This is a genomic window from Massilia sp. Se16.2.3 (genome assembly GCF_014171595.1).
In the GTDB taxonomy this organism is placed as follows: Bacteria; Pseudomonadota; Gammaproteobacteria; order Burkholderiales; family Burkholderiaceae_D; genus Telluria.
In genome coordinates, this window is the sequence record NZ_CP050451.1 from 4,345,794 (window position 1) to 4,369,505 (window position 23,712).

Consider the following 23,712-nt stretch of genomic DNA (forward strand, 5'->3'; position numbering starts at 1 on the left):
GCGCCTACGGTACAATATCGCCATCCATTGGGGAGTAGCCTGCTGCCGCCAGCACCGCTGTGCGTGCAGTGCCCGTATCAACATGCTCGGCGCCAGCGCGCCGTGGTGCGGGCAGCCGTCCGGTTGGCAAGACCTTTGGCATGTCCGCGTGCGTTCGGGCCACGCGGGCCTGCCCTCGCCTCCGCCCGATGGAAGGTTTTCATGAATATCGCCGCTACCGCCTCGCTCGCCCTTGCCATGTCCACCGATGCGTTTGCCGCCGCCGTCGGCAAGGGTGCGGCCCTGCAGCGGCCGCAACTGCGCGAGGCACTGCGCACCGGTGCCATCTTCGGCGTCATCGAAGGCTTGACGCCACTGCTTGGCTGGGCCCTCGGCCAGGCCGCCGCGCCCTACGTGCAAGCCTGGGACCACTGGATCGCCTTCGTACTGCTGGGCCTGCTCGGCCTGCGCATGATCCACGAAGGCCTGCAGGCGCCCGAGACCGGGGAAGACAAGCCCAGCAGCCACGGTTTCTGGCGCCTGGCCCTGACCGGCATGGCCACCAGCATCGACGCGCTGATCGTCGGCGCCGGCCTGGCCTTTATCGACGCTAACATCCCGGTGGTCGCGGCCGCGATCGGCTGCGCCACTTTCGTCATGGTGACGATCGGCGTGATGCTCGGACGCGGCCTCGGCGCGCTGGTCGGCAAGCGCGCCGAGCTGGTGGGCGGCCTCGTGCTCATCGTCATCGGCAGCCTCATCCTGTACGAACACCTGCACGCGGCTGCCGCGTAGCGTGGGCGACCCGCCGCGGCACGCGGCGCGGCTGGGCCCGAACACCCCGGGCCATGCGCCGCGGCCAGGCCAGGACAGCGCGGGCATGCAACGCGGCCAGACCGCACACGCCCGCCGCATGCGCCGCGGCCAGGCCAGGCCCGGCCCGGCCCGGTCAGGCCGGCGTCTGTGCGCACTCCTGCTGTTGGCGCATCATGTCGTCCATCGCCTGCTGCATCTCCTCGGGCGAGACGTCGCGCACATGGGTCGCCAGCGACCAGCGGTGGCCGAAGGGATCTTCCAGCTGGCCATAGCGGTCGCCCCAGAAGGCGTCGGCCAGTTCCATGCGCACGGTGGCGCCGGCTGCGGTGGCGCGCGCCCACATCTCGTCCACGTTCGGAATCGACAGGTGGATGACGACCGGCGAGCCCTTCAGCGCCAAGGGGCTGAGGGAACCGTAGTCGGGGAACTCGTCGGCCAGGAATAGCGGCGAATCGCCGATGCGCAGCATGGCGTGGCCGACGCGGCCATCGGGCATGGGCATGCGCATCACTTCCTCGGCCCCGAAGGCCTTCTTGTAGAACTCGATGGCTTCGCTGCAGCGGGCACACACCAGATGCGGGGTGATGGTGTGCATGCCGTCTTCGACTGGCTTGACCTTAAGACTCATGTTGCGCTCCTTTCAGGGTGAACGAACGTTTTTTTACGGTCCTGTAATACTCTTCTGAGCTTAGCGCCAGACCGAAGTTCGGGCAATCATTCTCGACCTTGCGGTGCACTAAAATGCGCTGCGCATCGCTTGCGCCTGGTCGACCCGGATTTCGCGCCGCCCTGGGATTGAAGCGCTGCACCGGTGCTACGCATCCAGTTCCGGATAGTGCCGGAAGACCCCTTCCTCGCTGAACGGCAGGCGCCGGTGCGACGCCAGGTAGGCGCCAATGCGCGGCCGCCCGGCCACCCGCTGGCGCAGCAGCTCCAGGTTTGGATACGCGGCCAGGGCGCGGGCCGTCGCTTTCGGAAAGGCATAGCGCAGCCCTTCCAGGGTCTGGAACAGCGACAGGTCGGCATAGCCGAGCGCCTGCCCGAGCAGGTAGTCGCCCTCGCCCAGCACGTGCGAGAAATAACGGAGGAACTTGGGAATGCGCGCGGCCGTGAATTCCTGCGCACGCCGCCGCGCTTCCGGCTTCTGGTCTTCGTAATACAGATTGCTGCCGACCGGATGGTGGGTCTCGTGCGCCTCGCCCACCAGGTCGCCGATCGTCAGCTGCAGCTGGTGGGTCCACAGCCGGCCCTGCACATCCTGAGGCGCCAGGCCATGGCGTTCGCCGAGGAACATCAGGATCGCCGCGGTCTGGCCGATCATCATGCCGCCGGCGCGCAGGAAAGGCGGAGCAAAGGCCGGCGTCGGGCCTTCCTTGAGCGCGGCCATCATGGCATCGACGCCACCGGGACCGCGCGCCACGTCCTCGTAGTCTTCTCCCGCTTCCTCCAGCGCCAGGCGGACATATTCGCCGCGTCCCTGGATGCCCGGCCAATAGAACAGTTCGTACGATTGCGCCATGATCGGATCCTCAAGGTTGATCGAAAGGCCATCATGAGCCGGAAACCGGGATCAGGTAAAGCGGCCGCCCCGCACCCGGGCAGGCCTGTCCCGCCGGCGCAACGACCGCCTATCCTGTAGGCAACGTTTGCCGTCAATATGTTACGATCGGGAATCATTCATGCGGACGGCATGCGCGCTGGGGCGACCGGAAACCGTGCTGGCGAGGAACTGTCGGCAGCTGTTTAGCGCGTGATAATCTTGCAATACGGGAACCCGGCGTTCCGCTATAAACCACACCTGAGAGAAGATGCATGTTGACCTTGCGTGACCGTGGCGATAAGAATATTGCCTCAGAGAACTTATTTCCCTTGAGCAATGTCACCGCCGGTAGCAGCCAGGTAAGCCACCATGAACCTGCCTGCAACCCGATGCCTTTAACGGAGCGCCCCATGATCTTCGCTCAACTGACCCGCCATTGGCGGGCCGGCCGCCGCCAGTTGCGTTTGTCATCCTGGCTGATGTCGATCCTGCGCAGCGCCCGCGTGCTGATGTTCTATCGCGATCACGCGGCCCTGTGCCAGCTCGACGTCTACCGCAACTACGTGATGCTGCGGTCCCACGACGACCCCTTCCACCACCTCAGCCACCGCGGCTACCTGGTGCGCGGCCTGAGCGCCAGCGATCGCGTGCGGTGCGTCCTGTCTCACTACCGCTTCGAGGAAACCACCTTCAACGCCGCCTACAAGCAGGCCGTGTACGCGGCCGGCGGGCTGGCCCTGTGGCGCCAGACCGTGGGCGAAAACGAATTCGTGATCCGCCTCGAGATGGCTTCGCGCATGAATGCCGAAGGCGACCTGACCATTGCCCTGGTCGCCGACGGCAAGGTGCTGCACCGCCTGTCGTTCTCGTGGATCGAGGGCGCGGTCGCCGGCGTGCCGTCTCCATTGGTCCCCTTCATCGCCCGCAACCAGGGCCGCTGGACCGATTCGGGCGAAGCCTTCGACGCCTTCGAACGCTGCTTCCCCAACAATTCGCCCAGCTTCTTCACTTTCGCCGCGATGCAGGGCGTGGCGCAGGCGGTCGGCATGGAGCAGGTGGTGGCCGTGAAATGCAGCTCGCACATCGCCTTCGACCCGGACCAGCTGAAGCACTTCACGAATGCCTACGACGGCTTCTGGAAGCTGCTCGGCGGGGTCGAGATGGCCGGCCACGCCTGGCTGGTGGCGCTGCCCTTCTACCTCAAGCCCCTGGCAGACATGCCGTCGAAGCACCGCAAGCGCGCCGCCCAGCGCCGCGAATACTGGCGCGCGATCGGCGACAGCACCCGCGCCACCCTGCAGCGCCACCTGCAGCACGCACGCGCCCACCACGAGCACGCATCGCCGCTGCACGAAGCGGCCGAAGCCTGAGGTCTCACGCGTCCAATTCGCTTTGCCACGCCGCGCCAGCGCGGACGCCTGTTGAACGCGTGGACGGCGCGAACCGGACGGCTCGGGCCCTTGCCCGGTCGAGCCGTCCACCCCACGCCCCTTGACAGAATTACCACGGCCGTCCCCGGCCGTGGTACACTCGCGCCTCGCTAGGGGTCCTGAAGCTTCGCTTCGGGTGAGAGATACCCTTCGTACCTGATCTGGATAATGCCAGCGAAGGAAAGCGCAACGCAGTTCCCCCTTGTTTGCCCTTCCCCCACGTTGGCTCCGGCTTTTTGAAGAAGCGGCGCGCCCATCGTGGCGCGCGAAAACGAGCAAACCCATGAAACCAGTTTTAAAGCACACCTTACTTGCCTGCGCCCTCGCCCAGGCTTTCACCATCGACGCGTCCGCACAGACCCAGGAGCCGGTCGCCTCGGTGCTTGTCACCGGCAATAAATGGACGGTCAGCGACCGTGCCGGCATCGGCGGCTTCGCCGACCTGCCGATCGTCGAGACCCCGGTCTCGGTCTCGGCAATCACCCGCGAACAGATGCAGAACCTCTCGATTCGCAGCGCTACCGATGCGCTGGCCTACGACGCCTCGGTGGGCGATGCCTACAACGCGGTCGGCTATGCCGAGCAGTTCTCGGTGCGTGGCTTCATGCTGAACAATAACTCGGGCTATCGCAAGGACGGCATCGTCATCCCCGCCGATACCCAGATCCCGCTCGAGAACAAGGAGCGCCTCGAGCTGCTCAAGGGCGTGGCCGGCATGCAGGCGGGCCTGGCCGCGCCGGGGGGCATCCTCAACTTCGTGACCAAGCGTCCGACCAACACGCCGCTCCGTTCCGTGACCTTCGAAGCGCGCGAGCGCGGCACGCTCTATGGCGCGCTGGACCTGGGCGGACGTTTCGACGACCGCCGCTTCGGCTACCGCGTCAACGCCGCCGCCGAGCGCCTGCGCTCCTACGTCGACGGTGCCGACGGCAAGCGCCAGTTCGTGTCAGGCGCCTTCGACTGGCAGATCACACCAGACGCGCTGCTGCAGCTCGACATGGACTTCCAGCACAAGGAACAGATCACCGCGCCCGGCTACCAGCTGATCCGCGGCGTGGCGCTGCCGGCGAACATCTCGGCCAAGACCCTGCTCAACGCCCAGCCCTGGACCAGACCGGTCGACACCGACAGCGCCAACTTCGGCCTGCGCTTCGACTATCGCATCAACAGCGACTGGCGAGCGACGGTCGCGGCCAACAAGCACTGGTTCAAGCGCGACGACTTCACCGCCTTCCCCTACGGCTGCAGCAACGAGGGCGAGGGCTTCTATCCGGGCTACTGCTCGAACGGCGATTATGACGTCTACGACTACCAGAGCGTCGGCGAACGCAAGACCCCGTTCGGCATCCAGGCGCAGCTGCAGGGACGCGTCGCCACCGGTGCGCTGCGCCACGTGCTGACGGTCGGCACCAGCTACAGCGAGCGCCATAACCGCTACGGCGACTACGTCTACGACTACGCCGGCTCGAGCAACATCTACCAGAACCAGGTCGTCGATCCGGCGCCGGGCAACCCGGCGACCGGCCCGGTCAGCGAACGCTTCACCGAGCGCGAACGTTCGCTCTTCGTCCAGGACATCCTCACGCTCACGCCCGAGCTGGCGCTGCACGCCGGCCTGCGCTACGTGAAGATCGACACCACCCAGTTGCCGGAACCGGAACTGGGCTGGGTCAATAGCCGCGGCGCGTACGTCCTGCCGAGCGTATCGCTGGTGTATGGCGTCACCCCATCCTGGAACGTGTACGCTACCTTCGCCCGCGGCCTGGACGCCGGCGGCGTCGCCGACATGGGTACCAACAACGAGAACACGGACCTGGGCCAGAACCGTTCGAAGCAGGTCGAACTCGGCACCAAGGGCAGCTTCGGCGACGTCGCCTTCACCGCCGCCCTGTTCCAGATCACCAAGGGCTTCGAGTTCGACGAGGATACCGGCTTGCCCAAGCCGACCTTCGTGCGCAAGGGCGAGCAGGTGCACCGCGGCTTCGAGCTGGCGGCCCAGCGCACGAACGGCGCCCTGACCTATGGCGCCACCCTGATGGCACTGCGCGCGCGCCAGGAAGACACCGGCTCGGCGCGCTACGACGGCAAGCGCGTCACCAACGTGCCGGAACTGAAGACGACGCTGTGGGCGGATTATGCGGTGGCGGCGGTGCCGGGCCTGAAGGTCAGCGGCCAGTGGCAGTACGCGGGCGAAAAGTCCTTCGATCCGGAAAACACCGTCAATGTGCCGGGTTACCACGTGTTCGGCCTGGGCGCGAGCTATGGCGTGAAGATGGGCGCGACGAGCGTTACGCTGCGTGCACGGGTGGACAACCTGACCGACAAGTTCTACTGGCGCGACGTCACCCAGGAACTGGGCGGCTACCTGCTGCCGGGCGCACCGCGCACCTTCCGCATGTCGGCGCAGTTCGACTTCTGAACATGTTCTGGAGCGCCTGAAACGTTTTTCAGGCGCTCCTAATCGATCCCCAGCACATGTAGTGCCCGTTCGACCTGCCGCACGCGCTGCGGCAGGTCCCCCTGCACCAGCACGAACGGGATCCTGCGCCCGGTCAACTCCGCCAGCAGCATCTCGTACACCATCTGGCGCACTTCTTCCGATTCGCGCATCAGGCCATCGGGCATCCAGGGCGTATCCGGTGCGGTGACCAGCGTCAGCGCGTACTCGTGGCGGCTCGCCAGCAGCGCCAGCTCCTCGTCCACCCGTTCCCAGTACACGCGGCTGTACAGGGCCGTCATCAGGGGCGTGGTGTCGCAGAACAGCACCCGTTTCGCCCCGGCTTCGGCAAGGGCGGCCGCCGCATCCTCGCGCGCGCGCTGGGTGCGGGCAATGCCGAACTGGTCGCCTTCGAAAGGCACGCGGCCATGCGTGTCGACGAATTCGCGCAGGTATTCCGGTACCCACGCGGTCGCATAGCGCGCCGCCAGCGCCGCACACAGGGTCGATTTGCCCGACGACTCGGCGCCCAGCACGGCAATGCGGCGCACCGTCATGGCTTCACCCCCGCGATATTGCTCCAGGCGCGCAGGCCGCGCGCGGCCAGCACCACGAAGACCGCATACAGCACCGCCGTCACGTGCAGGTCCTTGAAGATGTACAGGCCCACGTAGAGCACGTCGACCACCAGCCACACATGCCAGTTCTCGACCTTCTTACGCGCCAGCAGCAGCTGGCCGACCAGGCTGCCGGCGGTGAGGAAGCCGTCCGTATGCGGCACGTCGGTGTTGGTGAAGGTTTGCAGGAACCAGGACAGCGCCAGGTAAGCCAGCGCCCAGCCGCCCAGCATCCACGCCCAGCCCGTGCGGTCGAGCCGCGAGACCGCCAGGCGCGTGTCGCCCGCGCCGCGCAGCCACTGAACCCAGCCCCAGATCGAAGCCGCGATGAAGACCAGTTGCAGGCCGCTGTCGCCGTACAGGCGCGCGTCGAAGAAGACGACCGCATAAGTGCTTGATGCGGCGATCGAGAACAGCCAGGCCCAGTGGTTCTGGCGGATGTTGAGCAGGACGGTGGCGACCGCCAGCGCGAAGGAGATCAGTTCCAGTGGAGTCGTGCTGAAGCCGAAGATGGCGAGCGTGTCGAGCATGCGAGGGTGGCGATGGTGGCGGGGATGGTGGCGTTGCCGTGGCAGGTCAACAGTCGATTATGCGAGAGCGCGCCCGAATGCGCAAGCGTACTGTCCGGATCCGGACACCGCTGCCCGCTGGCGGGCAGCGCGGCATGCACATCGCCCTGTTCTCACCCGGGAAAAGGCGCTGGCACGGCGCTTGCAAGGAGAGGAGCACGACCTGCCAGATTTCGCCATGGACCAAGCAATCGACCCTGTTTTCCTGCGCCGCCGCCAGCGCATTCGCCTCCTCGCCGGCCTGTCCCTGTTCGCCGCCGTGGCCGGCGCCGGCTGGGGCCTGAACCGCGCCCTGCGCCCGAGTATCGACGCGGCCGACATCGTCGTCTCGACCGTGCGCCGCGCCGACATCGCCAATACCGTCAACGCCGCCGGCATCGTCATCCCGGTGCACGAGGAAGTCGTGGCCAGCCCGGTCGCCAGCCGCGTGGCCAGGGTGCATGCCAAGCCGGGGCAGCAGGTGGCGCCCGGGGACCTGCTGCTCGAGCTTGACGACCGCGACATCCGTCTCGCGCTCGACGCCCTGCAGGAGCAGCTGGCGCAGCAGGAAAACCGCATGAAGGCGCTGACCGTCGAACTCGAACAGAAGCAAAAAGGGCTGGTCAGCGCCATCGAGCTGCTCGAACTCGACCTGCTGTCGGCGCGCGCCCGCCACGAACGCAACCAGAAGCTGCGCCAGAGCGGCCTGGTCTCCGGCGAAGACCTGCTGGGCGCGGAACTGAACGTCAAGCGCATCGAGGTCCAGCTGCGCCAGCAGCGCGAGCAGATCGTCGACAGCCGCCGCGCCACGGCCAGCGGGATCGACGGTGTCCGCCTGCAGATGGACATCCTCAGGAAGCAGATCGCACAGCAGGAAAGCCTGCTGGCGCGGGCACGCGTGACGGCGCCGCGTGCCGGCATGCTCACTTCCCTGCTGCAGGAAGAAGGCGCCAGCGTGGCGGCCGGCCAGTTGCTGGCGCGCGTGTCGGAACTGAACAACTACCGGGTCGAAGCGACCCTGTCGGACTTCCATGCGCGCCTGCTCGCGGCCGGCCAGCTTGTCCGCGTCGAACAGAACGGCGAGCGCCTGGCCGGCCGCGTGCAGACCATCCTCCCCGAAATCCAGAACGGCACCGTCAAGCTGCTGGTCGAGCTGGCGCAGCCGCACAACCCGCTGCTGCGCAACAAGATGCGGGTCGACGTCAACATCGTCACCGCGCAAAAACCGGCGCGCTGGTGCTCGACAGCGGCGCCGCCTTCAACGGCAGCGGGCGCCAGGCCGCATTTGCCGTACGCGACGGCGTCGCACGGAAAACCACGCTGGAACTGGGCGCCAGCGACGGCAAGCTGGTCGAGGTGGTGGCCGGTGCGCGTCCCGGCGAACGCTTCATCGTTTCCGACATCCGCGCCTTTGCGGAACGGGACAGCATCCGTATTGCGGACTAACTCAAAAAAATATAGGGGAAGACATGATCAAGCTCAGCAAAGTCAGCAAGACCTACCGCACCGACAAGGTGGAAACCCTTGCCCTGAAAGACATCGACCTGCACGTGCGCCAGGGCGAATTCGTCGCCATGATGGGCCCGAGCGGCTGCGGCAAGAGCACCCTGCTCAACCTCATCGGCCTGCTCGACCGTCCCGGCCAGGGCGCCATCGAAGTCGGCGGCGTGCCGATCACGCGCTACAAGGACAAGCAGGTTGCCCAGCTGCGCAACAGCACCTTCGGCTTCATCTTCCAGAGCTTCCACCTCATTTCCGACCTGCGCGTGATCGACAACGTCGAGCTGCCGCTGCTGTACCGGAAGATGGCGGGAAGCGAACGGCGCCGGCTGGCGCGCGAGGCGCTCGAAAAGGTGGGCCTGGGCGCGCGCATGGACCACTACCCGAACCAGCTGTCGGGCGGCCAGCAGCAGCGCGTGGCGATCGCCCGTGCCATCGTCGGCCGGCCGCAGGTACTGCTGGCCGACGAGCCGACCGGTAACCTCGACAGCAAGATGGGGGAGGAAGTGATGGACATCCTCCTCAAGCTCAACGCCGAAGGCACGACCGTGGTGATGGTGACCCACGACGAACGCGAGGCGCGCCGCACCAACCGCATCGTGCGCGTCTTCGACGGCCAGCTGGTGGCATAAGGAGAGGCCATGATCCGCAACTACCTCCTCACCGCGTGGAAGGTCTTCATGCGCCGCAAGCTCTTCACGCTGATCAACCTGCTGTGCATCGTCATCACGCTGCTGGTACTGATGGTGATCGCCTCGCTGCTGGAAACGGCCTTCCGTCCCTCCGGCGTCGAGGGCAGGAGCGAGCGCTTCCTGCAGGTCTACGCGATCCGCATGGAGAGCGCGGACCACACCAGCCGCAGCAACAGCCCCCTCGGCTACAAGCTGATCGACAAGTACGTGAAACCGATGCCGGGTGTCGAGCGGGTCGCCGCACTGACCATGCCGGCCGCGGTGTCGGTGTACCAGGGCGGCAGCGTCAGCGAGCTGCAGATGCGCCGCGTCGATGCCGACTACTGGAAGATCCTCGATTTCCGCCTGTTGGCCGGACGTCTCCTCACCCCCGCCGACGATGCCGCCGGGCGCATGGTCGTGGTGCTCAACGCCACCAGCGCGCGGCGCCTGTTCCCGGGCCAGCCGCAGGCCGCCATCGGCCAGCGCATCGACGCCGGCGGGCAGCTGTTCGAGGTCGTCGGCGTGGTCGAGGATGCGATGCACCTGAACGCCTACGCCGACATCTGGGCGCCGATCTCCACCTTCGCGTCGAGCGAGTACCGCAACCAGCTGACCGGAATGTTCACCGCACTGGTGCTGGCCCATCGCACCGGGGACCTGCCGCGCATCCGCGAGCAGGTGGCGGCGATCGCCAAAGGCGTGGTGGCGGACGACCCGAAACAGTGGCCAACGATCTTCTTCTGGGCCGACAGCAAGCTCGATCTGTTCGCGCGCATCCTTCTCGGTAACGACGACAAGCCCGATCCTGGTTCGGGCAAGCTGATCGCCATGGTCGCCGGCGCGATGCTGGTCTTCATGCTGCTGCCGGCCCTGAACCTGGTCAACCTGAACACTGGCCGCATCCTCGAGCGGCGCGCCGAGATCGGCGTGCGCAAGGCCTTTGGTGCCACCAGCGGCCAGCTTGCCGTGCAGCTGATCGTCGAGAACGTGCTGCTGTCGCTGGCCGGCGGCCTGCTGGCGCTTGCCGCCACTGCCGCGGTGCTGTCCTGGATCGAGGGTGCCGGCCTGATTCCCTACCTGAAGGTCGACCTGAATCTCGCCGTGTTCGGCTGGGGCATGCTGATCGCCACCGTATTCGGCCTGCTCTCGGGCGTGCTGCCCGCACTCAAAATGTCGCGCCTCGATCCCGTCCATGCCCTGAAGGGAGCCAACTGATGTTCCGCCACCTGTTGAAACTGACCTGGAAACGCAAGTCCAGGAACCTGATGCTGAGCCTGGAGATCCTGCTCGCCTTCGCCATCGTCTTCGCCGTCGCCGCCTGCGCTGTGCGCTATGCCCAGCTCTACGCCATGCCGCTCGGCTTCGACGGCACCGACGTCTGGTCGGTCAACATCCAGGCCGGCGACGACGGCCAGAAGCGCTTCGACGACAGCACCTACGACAGCCTGCGGCGCGGCCTGGCCGAGCTGCCGGAAGTGCGCGCCGTTGCCTTCATGAGCTTCGAGCCCTACTCGCGCTCCACCATGACGAGCGACCTGCGGCGTGCGAACGGCAAGTCGGTCGATACCGACCTGCTGGAAGCGGACGACACCCTCCCCGCCACACTCGGCCTGCACGTGGTCGAGGGCCGCTGGTTTTCGGCGCTGGATAACGGCAGCGCCGACCGCCCGGCCGTGATCAACCGCCGCATGGCCGATGCCATGTTCGCGGGCGAACGGGCAGTTGGCCAGCGCTTTTCCGACGGCGAAAGCGCCAAGGATTCCATCAGCTACCGCGTGGTCGGCGTGGTCGATGCCTACCGTCCCAAGGGCGAGCTGTCGGCGCCGGTCAACCTGGCCTTCCTCCGGCTCGCGCCCGGCAAGAATGGACGCGACGCGCGCACCATCCTGCTGAAGGTGAAGCCGGGGACGGAGCGCAGTTTCGAGGCCAGCCTGAACCGCCGCCTGAAGCTGATCCGCAACGACTGGTCCTTCCAGATCTCGCCGCTCTCCTCCAGCCGCGCCGGCATGCTCAAGTCGCAGACCACGCCCCTGGTCGTGGTGGCCGTGATCGCCGCCTTCATGCTGCTGATGGTCGCCTTTGGCCTGTTCGGCGCGCTGTGGCAGAACACCACCCAGCGCATCCCGGAGATCGGCCTGCGCCGCGCAGTCGGCGCCAGCGCCGCCAGCATCTACCGCCAGATCGTCGCCGAACAGTTCCTGCTCAGTTCAATTGCCATTGCCGCCGGCCTGGCCCTGCTGGTGCAGCTGCCCGTCACCGGCGTGTTGGGGGAGAGCCTGAACTGGACCGTCTTCACGACGGCGGCACTGCTGTCGATGGCCCTGATCTATCTGATATCCTTGCTGTGCGCCGTGTACCCGGGCTGGCGCGCCAGCCGCCTGAGCCCGACCGAAGCGCTGCATTACGAGTAGCACCCGTACGACTAGCCGAAGAAAGAATCACCAAAGATGCACCTAACCCGCCCCCCGCGCATCCTCGTCGTCGACGACGACGGCGCGGTCCAGGTGTCGCTGGCCCTGCTGCTCAAGCAATCCGGATACGAGCCGCTGCGCGCCGCCAGCGCACCCGAGGCGCTGGCCCTGCTGGCACGCGCCCGGGACGAACGCCATCCGGTCGACCTGGTCCTGCAGGACATGAACTTTTCGCTGCAGACCAGCGGCGAGGAAGGCCTGGCCCTGCTGGCGCAGGTGCGCGAACGCCACCCCGGCCTGCCAGTGCTCTTGATGACGGCCTGGGGTTCGATCGGGCTGGCGGTGGCCGGCATCAAGGCCGGCGCCGCCAACTTCTTTACCAAGCCACGGGACAATGCGCAGCTGGCCGAACTGGTGCGCGCCACGCTGGAGCTGAACAGTTCCATCGGCGACGCCGCCGGCCGCCAGCCGCGGCGCGACCTCGACGCCGGGTTCGACTTCGGCGGCATCGTCGGCGAACACCCGAAACTGCTGCGCGTGCTGGCCACGATCGGCCAGGTTGCGCGCACGCGCGCACCGGTGCTGATCCTCGGCGAAAGCGGCACCGGCAAGGAACTGGTGGCCGACGCCATCCACCGCAACAGCCCGCGCGCGGCGCAGCCCATCGTCAAGATCAACATGGGCGCGATCACGCCGACGCTGTTCGAAAGCGAGATGTTCGGCCATGTGCGCGGCGCCTTCACCGATGCGCGTAGCGACCGCAAGGGCCATGTCGCCAGTGCCGAAGGCGGCACCCTCTTCCTCGACGAGATCGGCGAGCTCGGTCGCGGCGACCAGGTCAAGCTGCTGCGCGTGCTGCAGGACGGGCGCTACCAGCCGGTCGGTGCCAGCCGCAGCGAACAGGCCGACGTGCGCGTGGTGTCGGCGACCAACCGCGAACTGGCCGAACTGGTCGCGACGGGCGAGTTCCGCGAAGACCTGTTCTATCGGCTGAACCTGATCACGATCCGCCTGCCGCCGCTACGCGAGCGTCGTAGCGACATCCCGCTACTGGCACGCCACATCGTCGCCACGGTCGCCAGCGGCTATGGGCTGGGCGAGATCACGCTCACCAGCGGCGCCCTCGAGTGGCTGTCGTCCCAGCCCTGGCCCGGCAATATCCGCCAGCTCAAGCAGACGCTCGAGCGCACGATGCTCCTGGACCGGCAAGGCGCAGCTGACCCAGGCCGACCTGGCTGCCGCCGGCGGTTTCGACGATGCCGCCGCGCCGTCCAGCCTGCGCACGGGCCTGGACGGCATGACGCTGGAACAGGTCGAGCGCCGCATGATCGAACAGGCGCTCGAGCAGCACGGCGGGAACATCTCGCGCGTGGCCAAGACCCTGGGGCTGTCGCGTACCGCCCTGTATCGCCGGCTCGAACGGCACGGCCTGTGCGAACCCGGCGCCGGCGACAGCCCAGGAGACCGGCCTGTGACGCTGCGGCTGCGGCTGGGCGGCTACCTGCTCGGCCTGCACGTGCTGCTGTTCGTGCTGGCGGCCGTGCTGCTGCTCGATCGTCCGCTCCTGTTTGTCGGCGCCGAACTGGCGCTGCTGGCGAGCCTGGCGGCCGGCCTGGCGCTGCTGCGCCGCGCGCTCGAGCCGCTCGGCTACACGCGGCGCTTCCACGACCTGCTGCAGGACCAGAACTATGCCAACCGCCTGGCCGCACCGGACTCGCCGGAACTGGCGGAACTGGTCGGCATGTTCAACGCGCTGCTGGCCACGCTGCACCGCGAGCGCCTGGCCGCCGGCGAGCAGCAGGGCTTCCTCGACCGCCTGCTGGAGGCCACGCCGAGCGCCGTGCTGGTCTTCGATTTCGACGGCGCGGTCACCCTCCTCAATGCCAGCGCCCATGCCTTGCTCGGCGTCGACGCGGCGCATGGGCGGGCGCTGGCGGCATGGCTCGACGGCACGGCGCCGCTGGCGCCGGGGCTGGACGCGCGCGGGCGCGAACGCAGTCTCGACCTGATCGCCCAGCTCGACGCCCTGCCCCAGGGCGAAAGCCGCCTGCTGACCGATACCGAAGGCCGCCGCTACCGCGCCCAGCGCGGCCAGTTCTACGACCGCGGCTTCGCACGCCACTTCCTGATGGTCGAGGAACTGACCGCCGAACTGGAAGACTCGGAACGCGCCACCTATGCCAAGCTGGTGCGGGTACTGGCGCACGAGGTCAACAATACCGTGGCGGCCACGCGCTCGGTGCTCGATTCGCTGCTGTTCTACCGCGGCCAGCTCACCGCGCCCGATGCTGCCGACTTTTCCACCGCGATCGACGCCGTCAAGCGGCGCAACGTCAGCCTCGGCGAATTCATCGACCGCTTCACGCGCGTGGTGAAGATGCCGGCGCCGGAGCTGCGCCCGGTGAACATCAGGGACATGGTCGACGACATCCTGTGGCTGAACCGCGAACAATGCGCCAGCCGCGGCATCGGCATCGGCTGGCGCCGTTGCGACGCGGTCGCGCCCCGGCCGATGGACGCCCAGCTGATGGAACAGGCCCTGCTCAATATCGTCAAGAACGCCATCGAGGCGGTGCTGGCGCGCCAGGCTGCGGGCAGCGAAGGCGGGCATGTGGAATTCGCCCTGGACGCGTGCGACGGCGGCGCCCTGCTGTCGGTCAGCGACTCGGCCGACCTGCTGGGCGAACAGTCGCCGCGCCAGCTGTTCACGCCCTTTTTCAGTACCAAGCCCGGCGGCCAGGGCATTGGATTGATGTTCGTGCGCGAGGTGCTGACGCGACACGGGTTTCCGTATGCGCTCGGTTCGACCGGCGCCGGCGAGACGAGGTTCGAGATTCGGTTTCCGTAAGGGCGGCGCAATAAAAAACCGCGGCGGGATCGCTCCGGCCGCGGTTCCGAGACCATCGATCCCCCTTATTTCTTCGGGTACTTGATCGTCATTTCCTTGAGCAGGTTGTCGGCATGGTCGACTTCCTTCATCACCCACAGCATGTAGCGGATGTCGACGTGGATCGCGCGCGTGATCGCCGTGTCGAAGTACCAGTCCTTGGTGATCGACTCGTAGGTCGAATCGAAGTTCAAGCCCACCAGTTCGCCGCGCTTGTTCATCACGGCCGAACCCGAGTTGCCGCCTGTGGTGTCGGCGCTGGACAGGAAATTCACCGGCACGGTGTTCAGCACCGGATCCTTGAACACGCCGTAGCGCCTGGCTTTCACCGCATTAAGCAGCGCCGCCGGCACCAGGAACGGATCCTTGTCGGTCGCCTTCTCGACGATGCCCTCGACGGTCGTGAACGGACCCTTCACCAGCCCGTCGCGCGGCGAGTACGGCGACACGGTCCCGTAGGTCACGCGCAGCGTCGAATTCGCGTCCGGGTAGACCGGCTTGCCCTGCGATTTTTTATACGCGATGACGGCCGCCATGTACTGCGGGATGGTGCGGTCGAGGTTGCCGTCGACTTCCTTGCGGCGCTCCTCCAGGCCATTGGCCACGTCGTTCAGGCGCACGGCAAGCGCGATGAAGGGATCGTTCGACTTGCGGAAGGCGTCGGCGCTTTGCTCCATCCAGGCCAGGCGCCTGGCGGTGTCGGCCAGTTCGGTCTTCTGGTAGAAGGCGTCGAGCTGGCTGGCGTTCGGCAGCAGCGCGTCAAGACCCTGCGGATGCAACTTGGCGTCCACTTTCGCGTAGCGGCCCAGGGCGGCGGCCCAGCGCGCACGGTCCACGCTCGGCACGAAGGACTGTTCGAGGCGGGTCAGGCGCGCCTTGATGAACGACAGGTCGCGGTCCTGGTAGCCGCTTTCGCGCTGGGCGTCCGGCTTGGCGCGCTCCTGGGCCAGGCGGTACAGGATGCGTGCGCTCTTCAACAAGTCGCTGTGGGTGGCTTCCGCATAGGCGCCCTCTTCGCGCGAGAGTGCCATGTCGAGCCCGATGACGGCATCCAGGTCGGTCAGCAGCTTCGGTCCGCTGCCGGTGATCTTGCCACTGCGGGCATACCAGCTGCGGAACTCGGCATCCTGCACGTCCTTGATGGCGGCGATGTCCTTGCGCGCGAAGCCGTCGAGCAGGCCCTGGGTCTTCTTGAGCACGTTGTTCAGGCTTTTCGCCACGCTGGCATAGCGCACGTCCCAGGCCGCATTGCCGCGCGTAGCTTCCGCGATCACGGCGAGATCCGCGGTGATGGTGGCGACCTTGCCGGGGAAGTCGACGTCGCGCGCGAAGCGGATTTCAGACGGCAGCTTGTAGCGGCTGGTGCGGCCCGGGTAGCCGGCCAGCAGGATCGGATCGCCGTTTTTCAAGCCTTCGGCGGAGAGAACGAGGAAGTCCTTCGATTTGTAGGGCACGTTGTTCGGCGACGGGTCGGCCGGGCGGCCGTCCGGGCCGACATAGGCGCGGAGAAAAGAATAGTCGCCGGTCTGGCGCGGCCACTCGTAGTTGTCGATGTCGCCGCCGAAGTTGCCGATCTTGTCCGACGGCGCATACACCAGGCGCACGTCGCGGATCATCAGCTGCTTGATGCGGTAGTACTCCAGGCCGCGGTGGAAGGCCGGCACAGAGCAGCGGTAGGCCTTGTCGCTCTCGCATTCGGCGATGAGCGCCTTGATGCGCGCGGAGATCGCCTCGTTGCGCTCGCGGCCGGACATGTTCTCGCCCAGGCCCTTGAGCACGCGATCGGTGACGTTCTCGACCTTTTCCGTCACGTACACGAGCGTGTTCGGGCCGCCCGGCAGTTCCTCGGCGCGGGTCCTGGCCAGGAAACCGTCGACGATGTAGTTCTTCTCGGGCGTCGAATTGCGCTGGATGGCGTTGTAGCCGCAATGGTGGTTGGTGACCACCAGGCCGTCCGGCGACACGAAGGATGCCGAGCAGCCGCCCAGCGAGACGATCGCGCTCATCGGATGCTTCGACAGGTCGGCCAGCTTCTCGGCCGGCATCGTGATACCGATGCGTTTCAGTTCGGATTTCAGCTGCGGCAGCTGGTGCGGTTGCCACTGGCCTTCGTCGGCGGCGGCATTGGCGGCGGCGCCCAACAGAACGGCGGGCAGGACGATGTACTTGAACAAGGCGGGACCCCGGATGAGTGAAAACAAAGCGCGAGTATAGCCCGGTTGCCACAGCCGCAAAACGGTTTTTTGGCCCGAGGGCAGACGTCAATACAGGGCTTTCTCCGCAAGCGCTAGAATGGCCGTTTTGCCCGCAAGGCCTGCTCTTCGAAAGACCGTCATGGCATCCGTCTCCACCCTCATGCGCCAGATTGCGCACCGATTCGCCATCGAACCCTACACAGTGGCGCTGCTCGGCATGGTCGTGCTGGCGAGCTTCCTGCCGGCGTCCGGCCGGGTGGCCGCCGTTCTCGGCGACCTCACCACGCTGGCGATTGGCCTGCTGTTCTTCCTGCACGGCGCCAAGCTCTCGCGCGAGGCGGTGGTCGCCGGCCTGCTGCACTGGCGCCTGCACCTGCTGGTGCTGGCCTCGACCTTCGTGATGTTCCCGCTGATGGGCATCGCCTTGAAACCGGTGGCACTGACCCTGCTCACGCCCGACCTCTACCTGGGCATCCTGTTCCTGTGCGTGCTGCCCTCCACCGTGCAGTCCTCGATCGCCTTTACCGCGATGGCGCGCGGGAACGTGGCGGCGGCCGTCTGCAGCGCGTCGGCCTCGAACTTCCTCGGGATTTTTTCCTCACGCCGCTGCTGGCCGGTGCGTTGATCGTCCGTGGCGGCGGCGGCGCCGGCTTCGGCTGGTCGGCGGTAGCGGCGATCGTCGAACAGCTGCTGCTGCCTTTCCTCGCCGGCCAGCTGCTGCGTCCCTGGATCGGCGCCTTCGTCGACCGCCACAAGCCGGCGCTGCGCTATGTCGACCAGGGCTCGATCCTGCTGGTGGTGTACACGGCGTTTTCGGAATCCGTCGGCCAGGGGCTGTGGCAGCAGATCTCCGGCACGACGCTGGCCGCGCTCATCGTCCTGTCCTGCGTCATGCTGGCCATCGCACTGGCCCTGGCAACCTGGACCAGCCGGCGCCTGGGCTTTTCGCAGGAAGACGAGATCACGATCGTGTTCTGTGGCTCGAAAAAGAGCCTGGCTACCGGCGTGCCGATGGCGAAAGTCCTGTTCGCACCCGGCGCGCTGGGGATGATCATCCTGCCGGTGATGCTGTTCCACCAGATCCAGCTGATGGTGTGTGCGGTGCTGGCGCAGCGCTGGGCGAGGCGCCAGGCAGGCGCCTACCGTTGAGCAGCACGCCGACAAAGGTACGGCGCACGAACAGCTGGTAGCTCAGCAGGCATGCGGCGGTCGTTGCGGCCACATTGATCAGCATCTTGACGAGGGGTCCCGCCGGCAGGCTGTAGACCAGGATGCCGAAGCCGATCGTTCCCAGCATGTGTACCAGGAAGACCCAGTAAGAACTCTCGGATACATAGCGCAAGACCCGGTTCTGGCGTGGCAGGTAACGCAGGAACAGCCCGATCAGGGCAAGGCTCCAGAGCCAGCTGGCCAGGTTGTAGAGGAAGGCGATCCACACTTCGATATGGGGCACCGCGCCGGGCCTGGTCACGAAGGTCTTGAACAGGCCGAGCACGACGACGAACACGGCCAGGCCCACGATCGCATGGATCGGCCAGGTCTTCACGAAACGCGGGAACAGGCTGTCCTGGTGGCGGTAGGCGAGCAGGCCGAACACGAAGAACAGGCCGTTGTGCACGGTCTCGGGCAGTTGCGGCATGAAGGAGCCGCTCGAGGCCAGCATGCCGGCGCGATAGAAGGAACCCACGACCGCCAGCGGGATGGCCAGGAGCAGCAGGCCCCACCAGTTGCGCGCCAGCGCCAGGTAGACCGTGTCGACCGCCTGGCGCAGCGCCGGCGAGGCGCGCTCCCACAGCGGTGCCAGCGCCGCCGTCAGCACGCAGAACCAGGTCAGGTAATACAGGAACCACATGTGCATGGTGTTGAAGGGGCTGGCACCGGCGCCTTTCCGCGCCAGCAGCGAGACGTCGATGCCGATCGTTCCGCGTGCCATCACGTGCACGTACACCAGCATCAGCAGCGTCGTGCAGACGATGAGGATGGGCCAGAAGACGACGAAGGGCAGCAGGAGCCGGCGCAGCCGCTGGCGCAGCATGCCCGCATACCCGCGCCGCGCGACCAGTAGCGCGACAAAGAATCCGGCAAGGATGAAAAACACCGGCATGCGGAAGGCGTGGATGAACAGCAGGACCAGGTCGGCCAGCGGCGTGGTCCGGGAATCGCGCCACGGCAGCGGCGACGGACCGGTCGTATGGTTGATGGCGACATGCAGCAGGATGCCGAGCCACATCATCACGGCGCGCAGGTTGTCGAATGCGTGAAGTCGGTCGGCCCCGTTCATGTGTCCCTTTCAAGGTCCCCGTCGCTTGCGGCGAACGGTCGTTTAGCGTGCGCTAATTCTACTTGGAAATGTTTTCTCTTTAGACAATTTTCCGATACATATGCCTGCATGATAGACGAAGTGTTTATGATGGGAAGATGGGAGCGCCAGGCGCTCGAGGTGCACGCTTTTTCGGGGGAAGAGATGACGCAACCACGATTGACCATCGCCGCCATGGCTGCAAGCACGGCCTGCAGCGTGCCGACGATCCGCTATTTCGAGCAGATCGGCCTGTTGCCGCGTCCGCAGCGCGGCGCCAACGGCCACCGCTATTACCGCCCTGCCGACCTGCGGCGCCTGGGTTTCATCAAGCGCTGCCGCGACTTCGGTTTCCCGATCGAACAGGTGCGCGCGATGGCCGCATTGTTCGAGGACGGCGGGCGGCCCTGCGCCGAAGTGCGCAGCCTCGCCCAGTCGCAGCTGGACGAGGTCCGCCACAAGATCGGCGAGATGCGCCGGTTGGAGAGCAGCCTGGCCGCTTTCGTGAACCGCTGCGACGCGAGCTGCAGCGGCGCGCCTGCAAGCGATTGTTTCACCGTCGAGGACATGGCGCTGGCAGGCACCTGCCGCGCGGACTGTGCCTCCGCACTGGCTGCCGCGGCGGCCAGCCTTCCACCTGCCGATGGCGCCGCGGGAGTCGACGGCGCCGGCGCAACAGGGCATGCATGACCCTTGACCTGCCGACGCTGGCGCGCGGCTTCGGCCTGTTCTTCGCGACAGCCGTCGCCGAGCTGGTCGGCTGCTACCTGCCGCTGCTCTGGCTGACCGGTAAAGCGGCGCCCCGGGTGCTGGTTCCGGCCGCCGCCAGCCTTGTGCTCTTCGTCTGGCTGCTCACCCTCCACCCCACCGCCAGCGGCCGCGTGTATGCGACGTATGGCGCCGTCTACATTGCCACCGCGCTGGCCTGGCTCTGGCTGGTCGACGGCCTCACCCCGCGCTGGAGCGATGTTGCCGGGGTGGCGCTGGCCCTGTGTGGCGCCGCCGTCATCGCGGCCGGGGATATGCGCGCCTGATCAGCCGGCCGCGGCACGCACGAAATCGCAGTAGGCCGCCCCCGCGCCGGGGCATGCAGGGCGCCGTTATGGCCGGCGTCCTCCAGCAGCAGCCAGCGCTTGTCGCTGCGCGGTACGGCATCGAACACGGCCTTGCCCATGCGCGGCGGCGTCGTGCGGTCCTTTCCTGCCGCGATGACGAGCGTCGGTGCCGCAAAGCGTGCCGCGGCCGCGAGGTTGTCGGCCTGGCGCAGCGGCGCGGCCATCTCGATGCTGACGAAGGGCCGGGCATACCACGGCAGCTGCGACTCGACCAGGCCGGTCGCGTTCGTCGCCGTGGTCTCGAGTACCGCCGCCAGTACCGGCCGCGCACGGGCCACGTTCGCGGCCATGAAGCCGCCCAGCGACTGGCCATGCACGATGACGCGGCCCGGATAGCGGGCGTTGAGCGCGTCGAAGATGGCGAGGGCGTCCAGCCCCATGTTCTCGACGGTCGGCTGGCCGGGAGTGCGGCCATAGCCGCGGTAGTCGAACATGGCGACATTCGTGCCGCACGCAGCCAGCACCGGCAGCAAGGCGTCCAGGTGCTGGTCGAGGTGGAACATGTTGCCGCCAAAGTAGACGAGCGTACTGCGTGCGCCCGGCTGCTCGAACAGGACCCCATTCAGTGCGACGCCATCCGCTGCCCGCACCGACAGGTCTTTCACCCCTTCGACGGCCATCCGTTCATCCGGCGCCCGGCCGGGCGCATCGGGCCGGATGAACTGGCGTTCCGTCACCCGCACCTGCATGCAGCCCGTCAGTAATGCCCCCGCCAACAAGCCTGCCGCCATGAATCCGATTCGCATCCCGCCTCCTGTTATACTGATTGTCATTAAATAATAAATTAATGTTAAACGATAATAAGTTAATGAATAACAATAAGTCAATGACAAGATACGTCCGCGTCGTGCGCGCGCTGGCGGGCTTGCTGGCCCTGCTGCAGCTGGCCTATTTCATGCTGTCCTGGATGTTCCCGGAACCGCTGCATGCCGGGCCCATCGCGATGCAGTTCTTTCCGCGCGGGCTGGCGCCGGGCGCGGTGGCCGGCCTGGCTCCCCCCGTTGCGCTGGGCCGGGCTCGCCTGTGCGCTGCCGGCCCTGCTGACGTTCGCTTATGCGCTCTGGCGCCTGGACCGCATGCTGCGCGCCTGCGCCGCCGGGAGCATGTTCGCGCTGCGCACGGTGGGCGACATGAAGGCCTTCGTCGCCGGTATTCTCACGGCCCTGCTCCTGACCGGCATCGAACCGGCGCTGCGCGTGCTGGTATGGCGCCATGGTTTCGGCGCGGCGGCCCGGCCCCTGAATCTCGGCGTGTCGTCGGAAGAGCTCCTGCTGCTGCTCGTCTGCGCCCTGTTCTTCGTGGTCGCGGCGATGATGCACGAGGCGCGCCGCATCGCCGAAGACAACGAGGGCTTCGTCTGATGGCGATCGTGCTGCACCTGGACGTGATGCTGGCCCAGCGCAAGGTGAAATCGAAGGAACTGGCCGCCTATGTGGGCATCACGGAACAGAACCTGAGCCTGCTGAAATCGGGGAAGGTGAAGGGCATCCGCTTCTCGACGCTGGAGAAGATCTGCGAGCGGCTGGCCTGCCAGCCGGGCGACATCATTCGCCATGTGCCGGGCGAGCCCGGCGAGGGCGAGGGGCCCGAGATGTAAGGCGCCGGCGTGGCCCATGCACGCGGATCAGGCTGCGGGCCGCTTGTCGTTCGCAGACGGCGTGTCTGGCATGCCGGCCTTCCCGGCTCCCGCAGGCGTATCGACCACCAGCACCGCATGCGAGGTCTCGCGCGTGGCCTTCTGCTGCACCACCTGCACGGCCACGGCGCGGCCATCGATGACTGGCCTGGGATGGCGGAAGAAGAACATGGCGGGCCCTGTCGTATGGATGAGCACTCGATATGGGCCCGATCCGCCCGCTTTCAAGGATGCGCCGGCGCCTGCCAGCCTCCGCCGAGCGCCTGGATCAGCGCCACCGCCACCGTCTGCCGGTCGGACTGCACCTGCAGCAGCGCGCGGCGTGCGTTCAAGGCCGTCACCTGCGCCTGCACCACTTCCGTATAGCCCACCTGGCCGGCGCGGTAGCGGTTCATCACCTGCTGCTCGACCAGGTCGGCCGCCTGCGATGCCTGGCGCCGCAATTCCTGCTGCTGCGCCAGCACGCGCGTCGCGGTCAGCTGGTCCTCGACATCGGCAAAGGCGTTCAGCACCGTCTGGCGGTAGCGGGCGACCGCCGCCGCATGGCGCGCCTCGGCCGCGGCCACGCCCGCGCGCGTCGCGCCGGCATTGAAGATCGACTGCGCCGCCGACAGGCCGAAGGACCAGGCGGCGTTCGACACCGAGAACAGGTCGGCCACGCGGCTGGCCGCCGTGCCGCCGGATGCGGACAGGCCGATGTTCGGAAAATACGCCGCGCGCGCGATGCCGATCTCCGCGTTCGCGGCGGCGACATCGCGCTCGGCCGCGGCGATATCCGGACGGCGCTGCAGCAGCGTGGCCGGTACGCCCACCGGCACATCGGGTACCGTCACCTGCCATTCGGGCAGCGGCGCCAGCGCGAACGCGCCCGGCGCGCGCCCGAGCAGGATCGCGATCGCATGCTCGAACTGGGCACGCTGGCGCACCGGGGTCAGTTCGTCGCCGCGGGCGCTGGCCAGCTGGGTTTCGGCTTGCAGCACGTCGGTGCGGGCATTGATGCCGACCTTGAAGCGGTTCTGGGTGATCTGCAGTTCGCGCTCGTAGCCGGCGATCGTGCGCTTAAGTAAGGCATGCTGGGCGTCGAGCGCGCGCAGGCTGAAGTAGTTGGCGGCGACTTCGCCCCGGGCCGACAGCCGCGCGTTCGCCAGGTCGGCGGCGCTCGCCGCGGCGCCGGCCTGGGCGCTCGTCACGCCGGCGCGCAGGCGCCCCAGACGTCCGGCTCCCAGCTGCCGCCCAGGTTCAGGCGGTAGCTGCTGCCGGCACTTTCCCCGCGCACGCCGGAGCGGTTGCCGGAGAGGGTGGCATCCAGGGTCGGGAACAGGGTCGCGCGCGCTTGCGCCACCTGGGCGCGCGCCTGCGCATAATTGGCGGCGGCCAGCGCCACGTTCTGGTTCGAGACCTCGACCCCGGCCGCGAGACTGTCCAGCACCGGGTCCCTGAACAGCTGCCACCCGGGGCCCGCGCTCGAGCGCGTCCGCCGGTGCCGCCGGCACCCAGCCATCGAGCGCCTTGAAGCTGGCCGGTGCCGGCGTTTCCGGAACGCGGTAGGCCGGGCCCACGGCGCAGCCGGCAAGGCTCAGGGCCAGTGCCAGCAGGGTCAGTCGAAACGGCGTGGTTCTCTGCATACG

The 23,712-nt window shown here is 67.2% G+C and carries 19 protein-coding genes, 5 pseudogenes and 1 riboswitch; of the genes and pseudogenes, 15 read left to right on the top strand and 9 right to left on the bottom strand.

Annotated features, from left to right (window positions below; all coding sequences use genetic code 11):
- The first annotated feature begins 201 nt into the window (after positions 1–201).
- Positions 202–774, top strand: a complete 573-nt coding sequence (mntP, locus tag G4G31_RS19815) for a manganese efflux pump MntP (protein WP_182989051.1) — start codon at positions 202–204, stop codon at positions 772–774.
- A 154-nt stretch (positions 775–928) separates the two neighbouring features.
- Here the strand turns inward: mntP and G4G31_RS19820 are convergent, their stop codons facing one another.
- Positions 929–1,423: a VOC family protein gene (locus G4G31_RS19820; RefSeq protein WP_182989052.1), complete on the bottom strand. Its 495-nt coding sequence runs from the start codon at positions 1,421–1,423 to the stop codon at positions 929–931.
- Between the two features lie 186 nt (positions 1,424–1,609).
- Complete coding sequence (locus tag G4G31_RS19825; RefSeq protein WP_182989053.1) at positions 1,610–2,314, bottom strand: glutathione S-transferase; 705 nt, start codon at positions 2,312–2,314, stop codon at positions 1,610–1,612.
- 431 nt (positions 2,315–2,745) lie between these two features.
- On the opposite strand from G4G31_RS19825, the gene G4G31_RS19830 reads away from it, so the two are divergent.
- Positions 2,746–3,705, top strand: a complete 960-nt coding sequence (locus G4G31_RS19830) for a DUF535 family protein (protein ID WP_182989054.1) — start codon at positions 2,746–2,748, stop codon at positions 3,703–3,705.
- Between the two features lie 162 nt (positions 3,706–3,867).
- Positions 3,868–3,965: riboswitch (TPP riboswitch) on the top strand.
- Positions 3,966–4,048: 83 nt separating this feature from the next.
- The gene (locus G4G31_RS19835; RefSeq protein WP_182989055.1) at positions 4,049–6,184 is read left to right on the top strand and encodes a TonB-dependent siderophore receptor; all 2,136 of its coding nucleotides are present in this window, start codon (positions 4,049–4,051) and stop codon (positions 6,182–6,184) included.
- A gap of 38 nt (positions 6,185–6,222) precedes the next feature.
- Here G4G31_RS19835 and G4G31_RS19840 read toward each other — a convergent pair whose 3' ends face one another.
- Together G4G31_RS19840 and pnuC are read right to left on the bottom strand one after the other, a co-directional pair.
- Positions 6,223–6,759, bottom strand: a complete 537-nt coding sequence (locus G4G31_RS19840; RefSeq protein WP_182989056.1) for an AAA family ATPase — start codon at positions 6,757–6,759, stop codon at positions 6,223–6,225.
- The gene (pnuC, locus tag G4G31_RS19845; RefSeq protein WP_182989057.1) at positions 6,756–7,349 is read right to left on the bottom strand and encodes a nicotinamide riboside transporter PnuC; all 594 of its coding nucleotides are present in this window, start codon (positions 7,347–7,349) and stop codon (positions 6,756–6,758) included. The genes G4G31_RS19840 and pnuC overlap by 4 nt, the downstream gene beginning before the upstream one ends.
- 217 nt (positions 7,350–7,566) lie before the next feature.
- On the opposite strand from pnuC, the pseudogene G4G31_RS19850 reads away from it, so the two are divergent.
- The 7 genes and pseudogenes from G4G31_RS19850 to G4G31_RS19875 form a co-directional block, all read left to right on the top strand.
- Positions 7,567–8,478, top strand: a pseudogene (locus G4G31_RS19850) (HlyD family secretion protein); the annotation flags it as partial.
- A gap of 125 nt (positions 8,479–8,603) precedes the next feature.
- Positions 8,604–8,813, top strand: a complete 210-nt coding sequence (locus tag G4G31_RS26945) for a hypothetical protein (RefSeq protein ID WP_229425133.1) — start codon at positions 8,604–8,606, stop codon at positions 8,811–8,813.
- A gap of 23 nt (positions 8,814–8,836) precedes the next feature.
- Positions 8,837–9,499, top strand: coding sequence for an ABC transporter ATP-binding protein (locus G4G31_RS19855; RefSeq protein ID WP_182989058.1), 663 nt, complete (start codon positions 8,837–8,839; stop codon positions 9,497–9,499).
- Positions 9,500–9,508: 9 nt separating this feature from the next.
- Positions 9,509–10,756, top strand: a complete 1,248-nt coding sequence (locus G4G31_RS19860; RefSeq protein ID WP_182989059.1) for an ABC transporter permease — start codon at positions 9,509–9,511, stop codon at positions 10,754–10,756.
- Entirely contained in the window at positions 10,756–11,952 is a 1,197-nt protein-coding gene (locus G4G31_RS19865; RefSeq protein WP_182989060.1) for an ABC transporter permease, read from the top strand. The genes G4G31_RS19860 and G4G31_RS19865 overlap by 1 nt, the downstream gene beginning before the upstream one ends.
- A gap of 36 nt (positions 11,953–11,988) precedes the next feature.
- A pseudogene (locus G4G31_RS19870) lies at positions 11,989–12,915 on the top strand (sigma-54-dependent transcriptional regulator); the annotation flags it as partial.
- Between the two features lie 124 nt (positions 12,916–13,039).
- The gene (locus G4G31_RS19875) at positions 13,040–14,800 is read left to right on the top strand and encodes a helix-turn-helix domain-containing protein (RefSeq protein WP_229425134.1); all 1,761 of its coding nucleotides are present in this window, start codon (positions 13,040–13,042) and stop codon (positions 14,798–14,800) included.
- A gap of 65 nt (positions 14,801–14,865) precedes the next feature.
- Here G4G31_RS19875 and G4G31_RS19880 read toward each other — a convergent pair whose 3' ends face one another.
- Complete coding sequence (locus G4G31_RS19880; protein ID WP_182991853.1) at positions 14,866–17,013, bottom strand: S46 family peptidase; 2,148 nt, start codon at positions 17,011–17,013, stop codon at positions 14,866–14,868.
- Positions 17,014–17,194: 181 nt separating this feature from the next.
- Here G4G31_RS19880 and G4G31_RS19885 point away from each other — a divergent pair.
- Positions 17,195–18,183, top strand: a pseudogene (locus G4G31_RS19885) (bile acid:sodium symporter family protein).
- Here G4G31_RS19885 and G4G31_RS19890 read toward each other — a convergent pair.
- Positions 18,086–19,315 carry an acyltransferase family protein gene (locus tag G4G31_RS19890; RefSeq protein WP_182989061.1) on the bottom strand — a complete coding sequence of 410 codons (1,230 nt, stop codon included), beginning with the start codon at positions 19,313–19,315 and terminating at the stop codon, positions 18,086–18,088. The pseudogene G4G31_RS19885 and the gene G4G31_RS19890 sit on opposite strands and share 98 nt — an antisense overlap.
- Before the next feature lie 126 nt (positions 19,316–19,441).
- Between G4G31_RS19890 and G4G31_RS19895 the strand changes: the two genes are divergently transcribed.
- The gene (locus tag G4G31_RS19895; RefSeq protein WP_202033662.1) at positions 19,442–20,023 is read left to right on the top strand and encodes a MerR family DNA-binding protein; all 582 of its coding nucleotides are present in this window, start codon (positions 19,442–19,444) and stop codon (positions 20,021–20,023) included.
- Positions 20,020–20,367 (top strand): YnfA family protein, encoded by a 348-nt coding sequence (locus tag G4G31_RS19900; protein WP_182989062.1) that lies wholly within the window; start codon positions 20,020–20,022, stop codon positions 20,365–20,367. The genes G4G31_RS19895 and G4G31_RS19900 overlap by 4 nt, the downstream gene beginning before the upstream one ends.
- Positions 20,368–20,495: 128 nt before the next feature.
- On the opposite strand, the pseudogene G4G31_RS28650 reads toward G4G31_RS19900, so the two are convergent.
- Positions 20,496–21,221 (bottom strand): annotated as a pseudogene (locus G4G31_RS28650) (alpha/beta hydrolase); the annotation flags it as partial.
- A 228-nt stretch (positions 21,222–21,449) separates the two neighbouring features.
- On the opposite strand from G4G31_RS28650, the gene G4G31_RS19905 reads away from it, so the two are divergent.
- Together G4G31_RS19905 and G4G31_RS19910 are read left to right on the top strand one after the other, a co-directional pair.
- Positions 21,450–21,809, top strand: coding sequence for a hypothetical protein (locus tag G4G31_RS19905; RefSeq protein WP_182989063.1), 360 nt, complete (start codon positions 21,450–21,452; stop codon positions 21,807–21,809).
- Positions 21,809–22,045, top strand: coding sequence for a helix-turn-helix transcriptional regulator (locus G4G31_RS19910; protein WP_182989064.1), 237 nt, complete (start codon positions 21,809–21,811; stop codon positions 22,043–22,045). The genes G4G31_RS19905 and G4G31_RS19910 overlap by 1 nt, the downstream gene beginning before the upstream one ends.
- 27 nt (positions 22,046–22,072) lie before the next feature.
- Here the strand turns inward: G4G31_RS19910 and G4G31_RS19915 are convergent, their stop codons facing one another.
- Together G4G31_RS19915 and G4G31_RS19920 are read right to left on the bottom strand one after the other, a co-directional pair.
- Positions 22,073–22,255: a hypothetical protein gene (locus G4G31_RS19915; RefSeq protein ID WP_182989065.1), complete on the bottom strand. Its 183-nt coding sequence runs from the start codon at positions 22,253–22,255 to the stop codon at positions 22,073–22,075.
- 53 nt (positions 22,256–22,308) lie between these two features.
- Positions 22,309–23,709 (bottom strand): annotated as a pseudogene (locus G4G31_RS19920) (efflux transporter outer membrane subunit).
- Between the last annotated feature and the right edge of the window lie 3 nt (positions 23,710–23,712).

Bases quoted from the DNA above. Each gene is read 5' to 3' on its own strand.
- mntP (WP_182989051.1), top strand. From the start codon at position 202: ATGAATATCGCCGCTACCGCCTCGCTCGCCCTTGCCATGTCCACCGAT.
- G4G31_RS19820 (WP_182989052.1), bottom strand. From the start codon at position 1,423: ATGAGTCTTAAGGTCAAGCCAGTCGAAGACGGCATGCACACCATCACC.
- G4G31_RS19865 (WP_182989060.1), top strand. From the start codon at position 10,756: ATGTTCCGCCACCTGTTGAAACTGACCTGGAAACGCAAGTCCAGGAAC.
- G4G31_RS19830 (WP_182989054.1), top strand. From the start codon at position 2,746: ATGATCTTCGCTCAACTGACCCGCCATTGGCGGGCCGGCCGCCGCCAG.
- G4G31_RS19860 (WP_182989059.1), top strand. From the start codon at position 9,509: ATGATCCGCAACTACCTCCTCACCGCGTGGAAGGTCTTCATGCGCCGC.
- G4G31_RS19840 (WP_182989056.1), bottom strand. From the start codon at position 6,759: ATGACGGTGCGCCGCATTGCCGTGCTGGGCGCCGAGTCGTCGGGCAAA.
- G4G31_RS19825 (WP_182989053.1), bottom strand. From the start codon at position 2,314: ATGGCGCAATCGTACGAACTGTTCTATTGGCCGGGCATCCAGGGACGC.
- G4G31_RS19900 (WP_182989062.1), top strand. From the start codon at position 20,020: ATGACCCTTGACCTGCCGACGCTGGCGCGCGGCTTCGGCCTGTTCTTC.
- pnuC (WP_182989057.1), bottom strand. From the start codon at position 7,349: ATGCTCGACACGCTCGCCATCTTCGGCTTCAGCACGACTCCACTGGAA.
- G4G31_RS19895 (WP_202033662.1), top strand. From the start codon at position 19,442: ATGATGGGAAGATGGGAGCGCCAGGCGCTCGAGGTGCACGCTTTTTCG.
- G4G31_RS19835 (WP_182989055.1), top strand. From the start codon at position 4,049: ATGAAACCAGTTTTAAAGCACACCTTACTTGCCTGCGCCCTCGCCCAG.
- G4G31_RS19890 (WP_182989061.1), bottom strand. From the start codon at position 19,315: ATGAACGGGGCCGACCGACTTCACGCATTCGACAACCTGCGCGCCGTG.
- G4G31_RS19855 (WP_182989058.1), top strand. From the start codon at position 8,837: ATGATCAAGCTCAGCAAAGTCAGCAAGACCTACCGCACCGACAAGGTG.
- G4G31_RS19910 (WP_182989064.1), top strand. From the start codon at position 21,809: ATGGCGATCGTGCTGCACCTGGACGTGATGCTGGCCCAGCGCAAGGTG.
- G4G31_RS19875 (WP_229425134.1), top strand. From the start codon at position 13,040: ATGGGCTGGGCGAGATCACGCTCACCAGCGGCGCCCTCGAGTGGCTGT.
- G4G31_RS19915 (WP_182989065.1), bottom strand. From the start codon at position 22,255: ATGTTCTTCTTCCGCCATCCCAGGCCAGTCATCGATGGCCGCGCCGTG.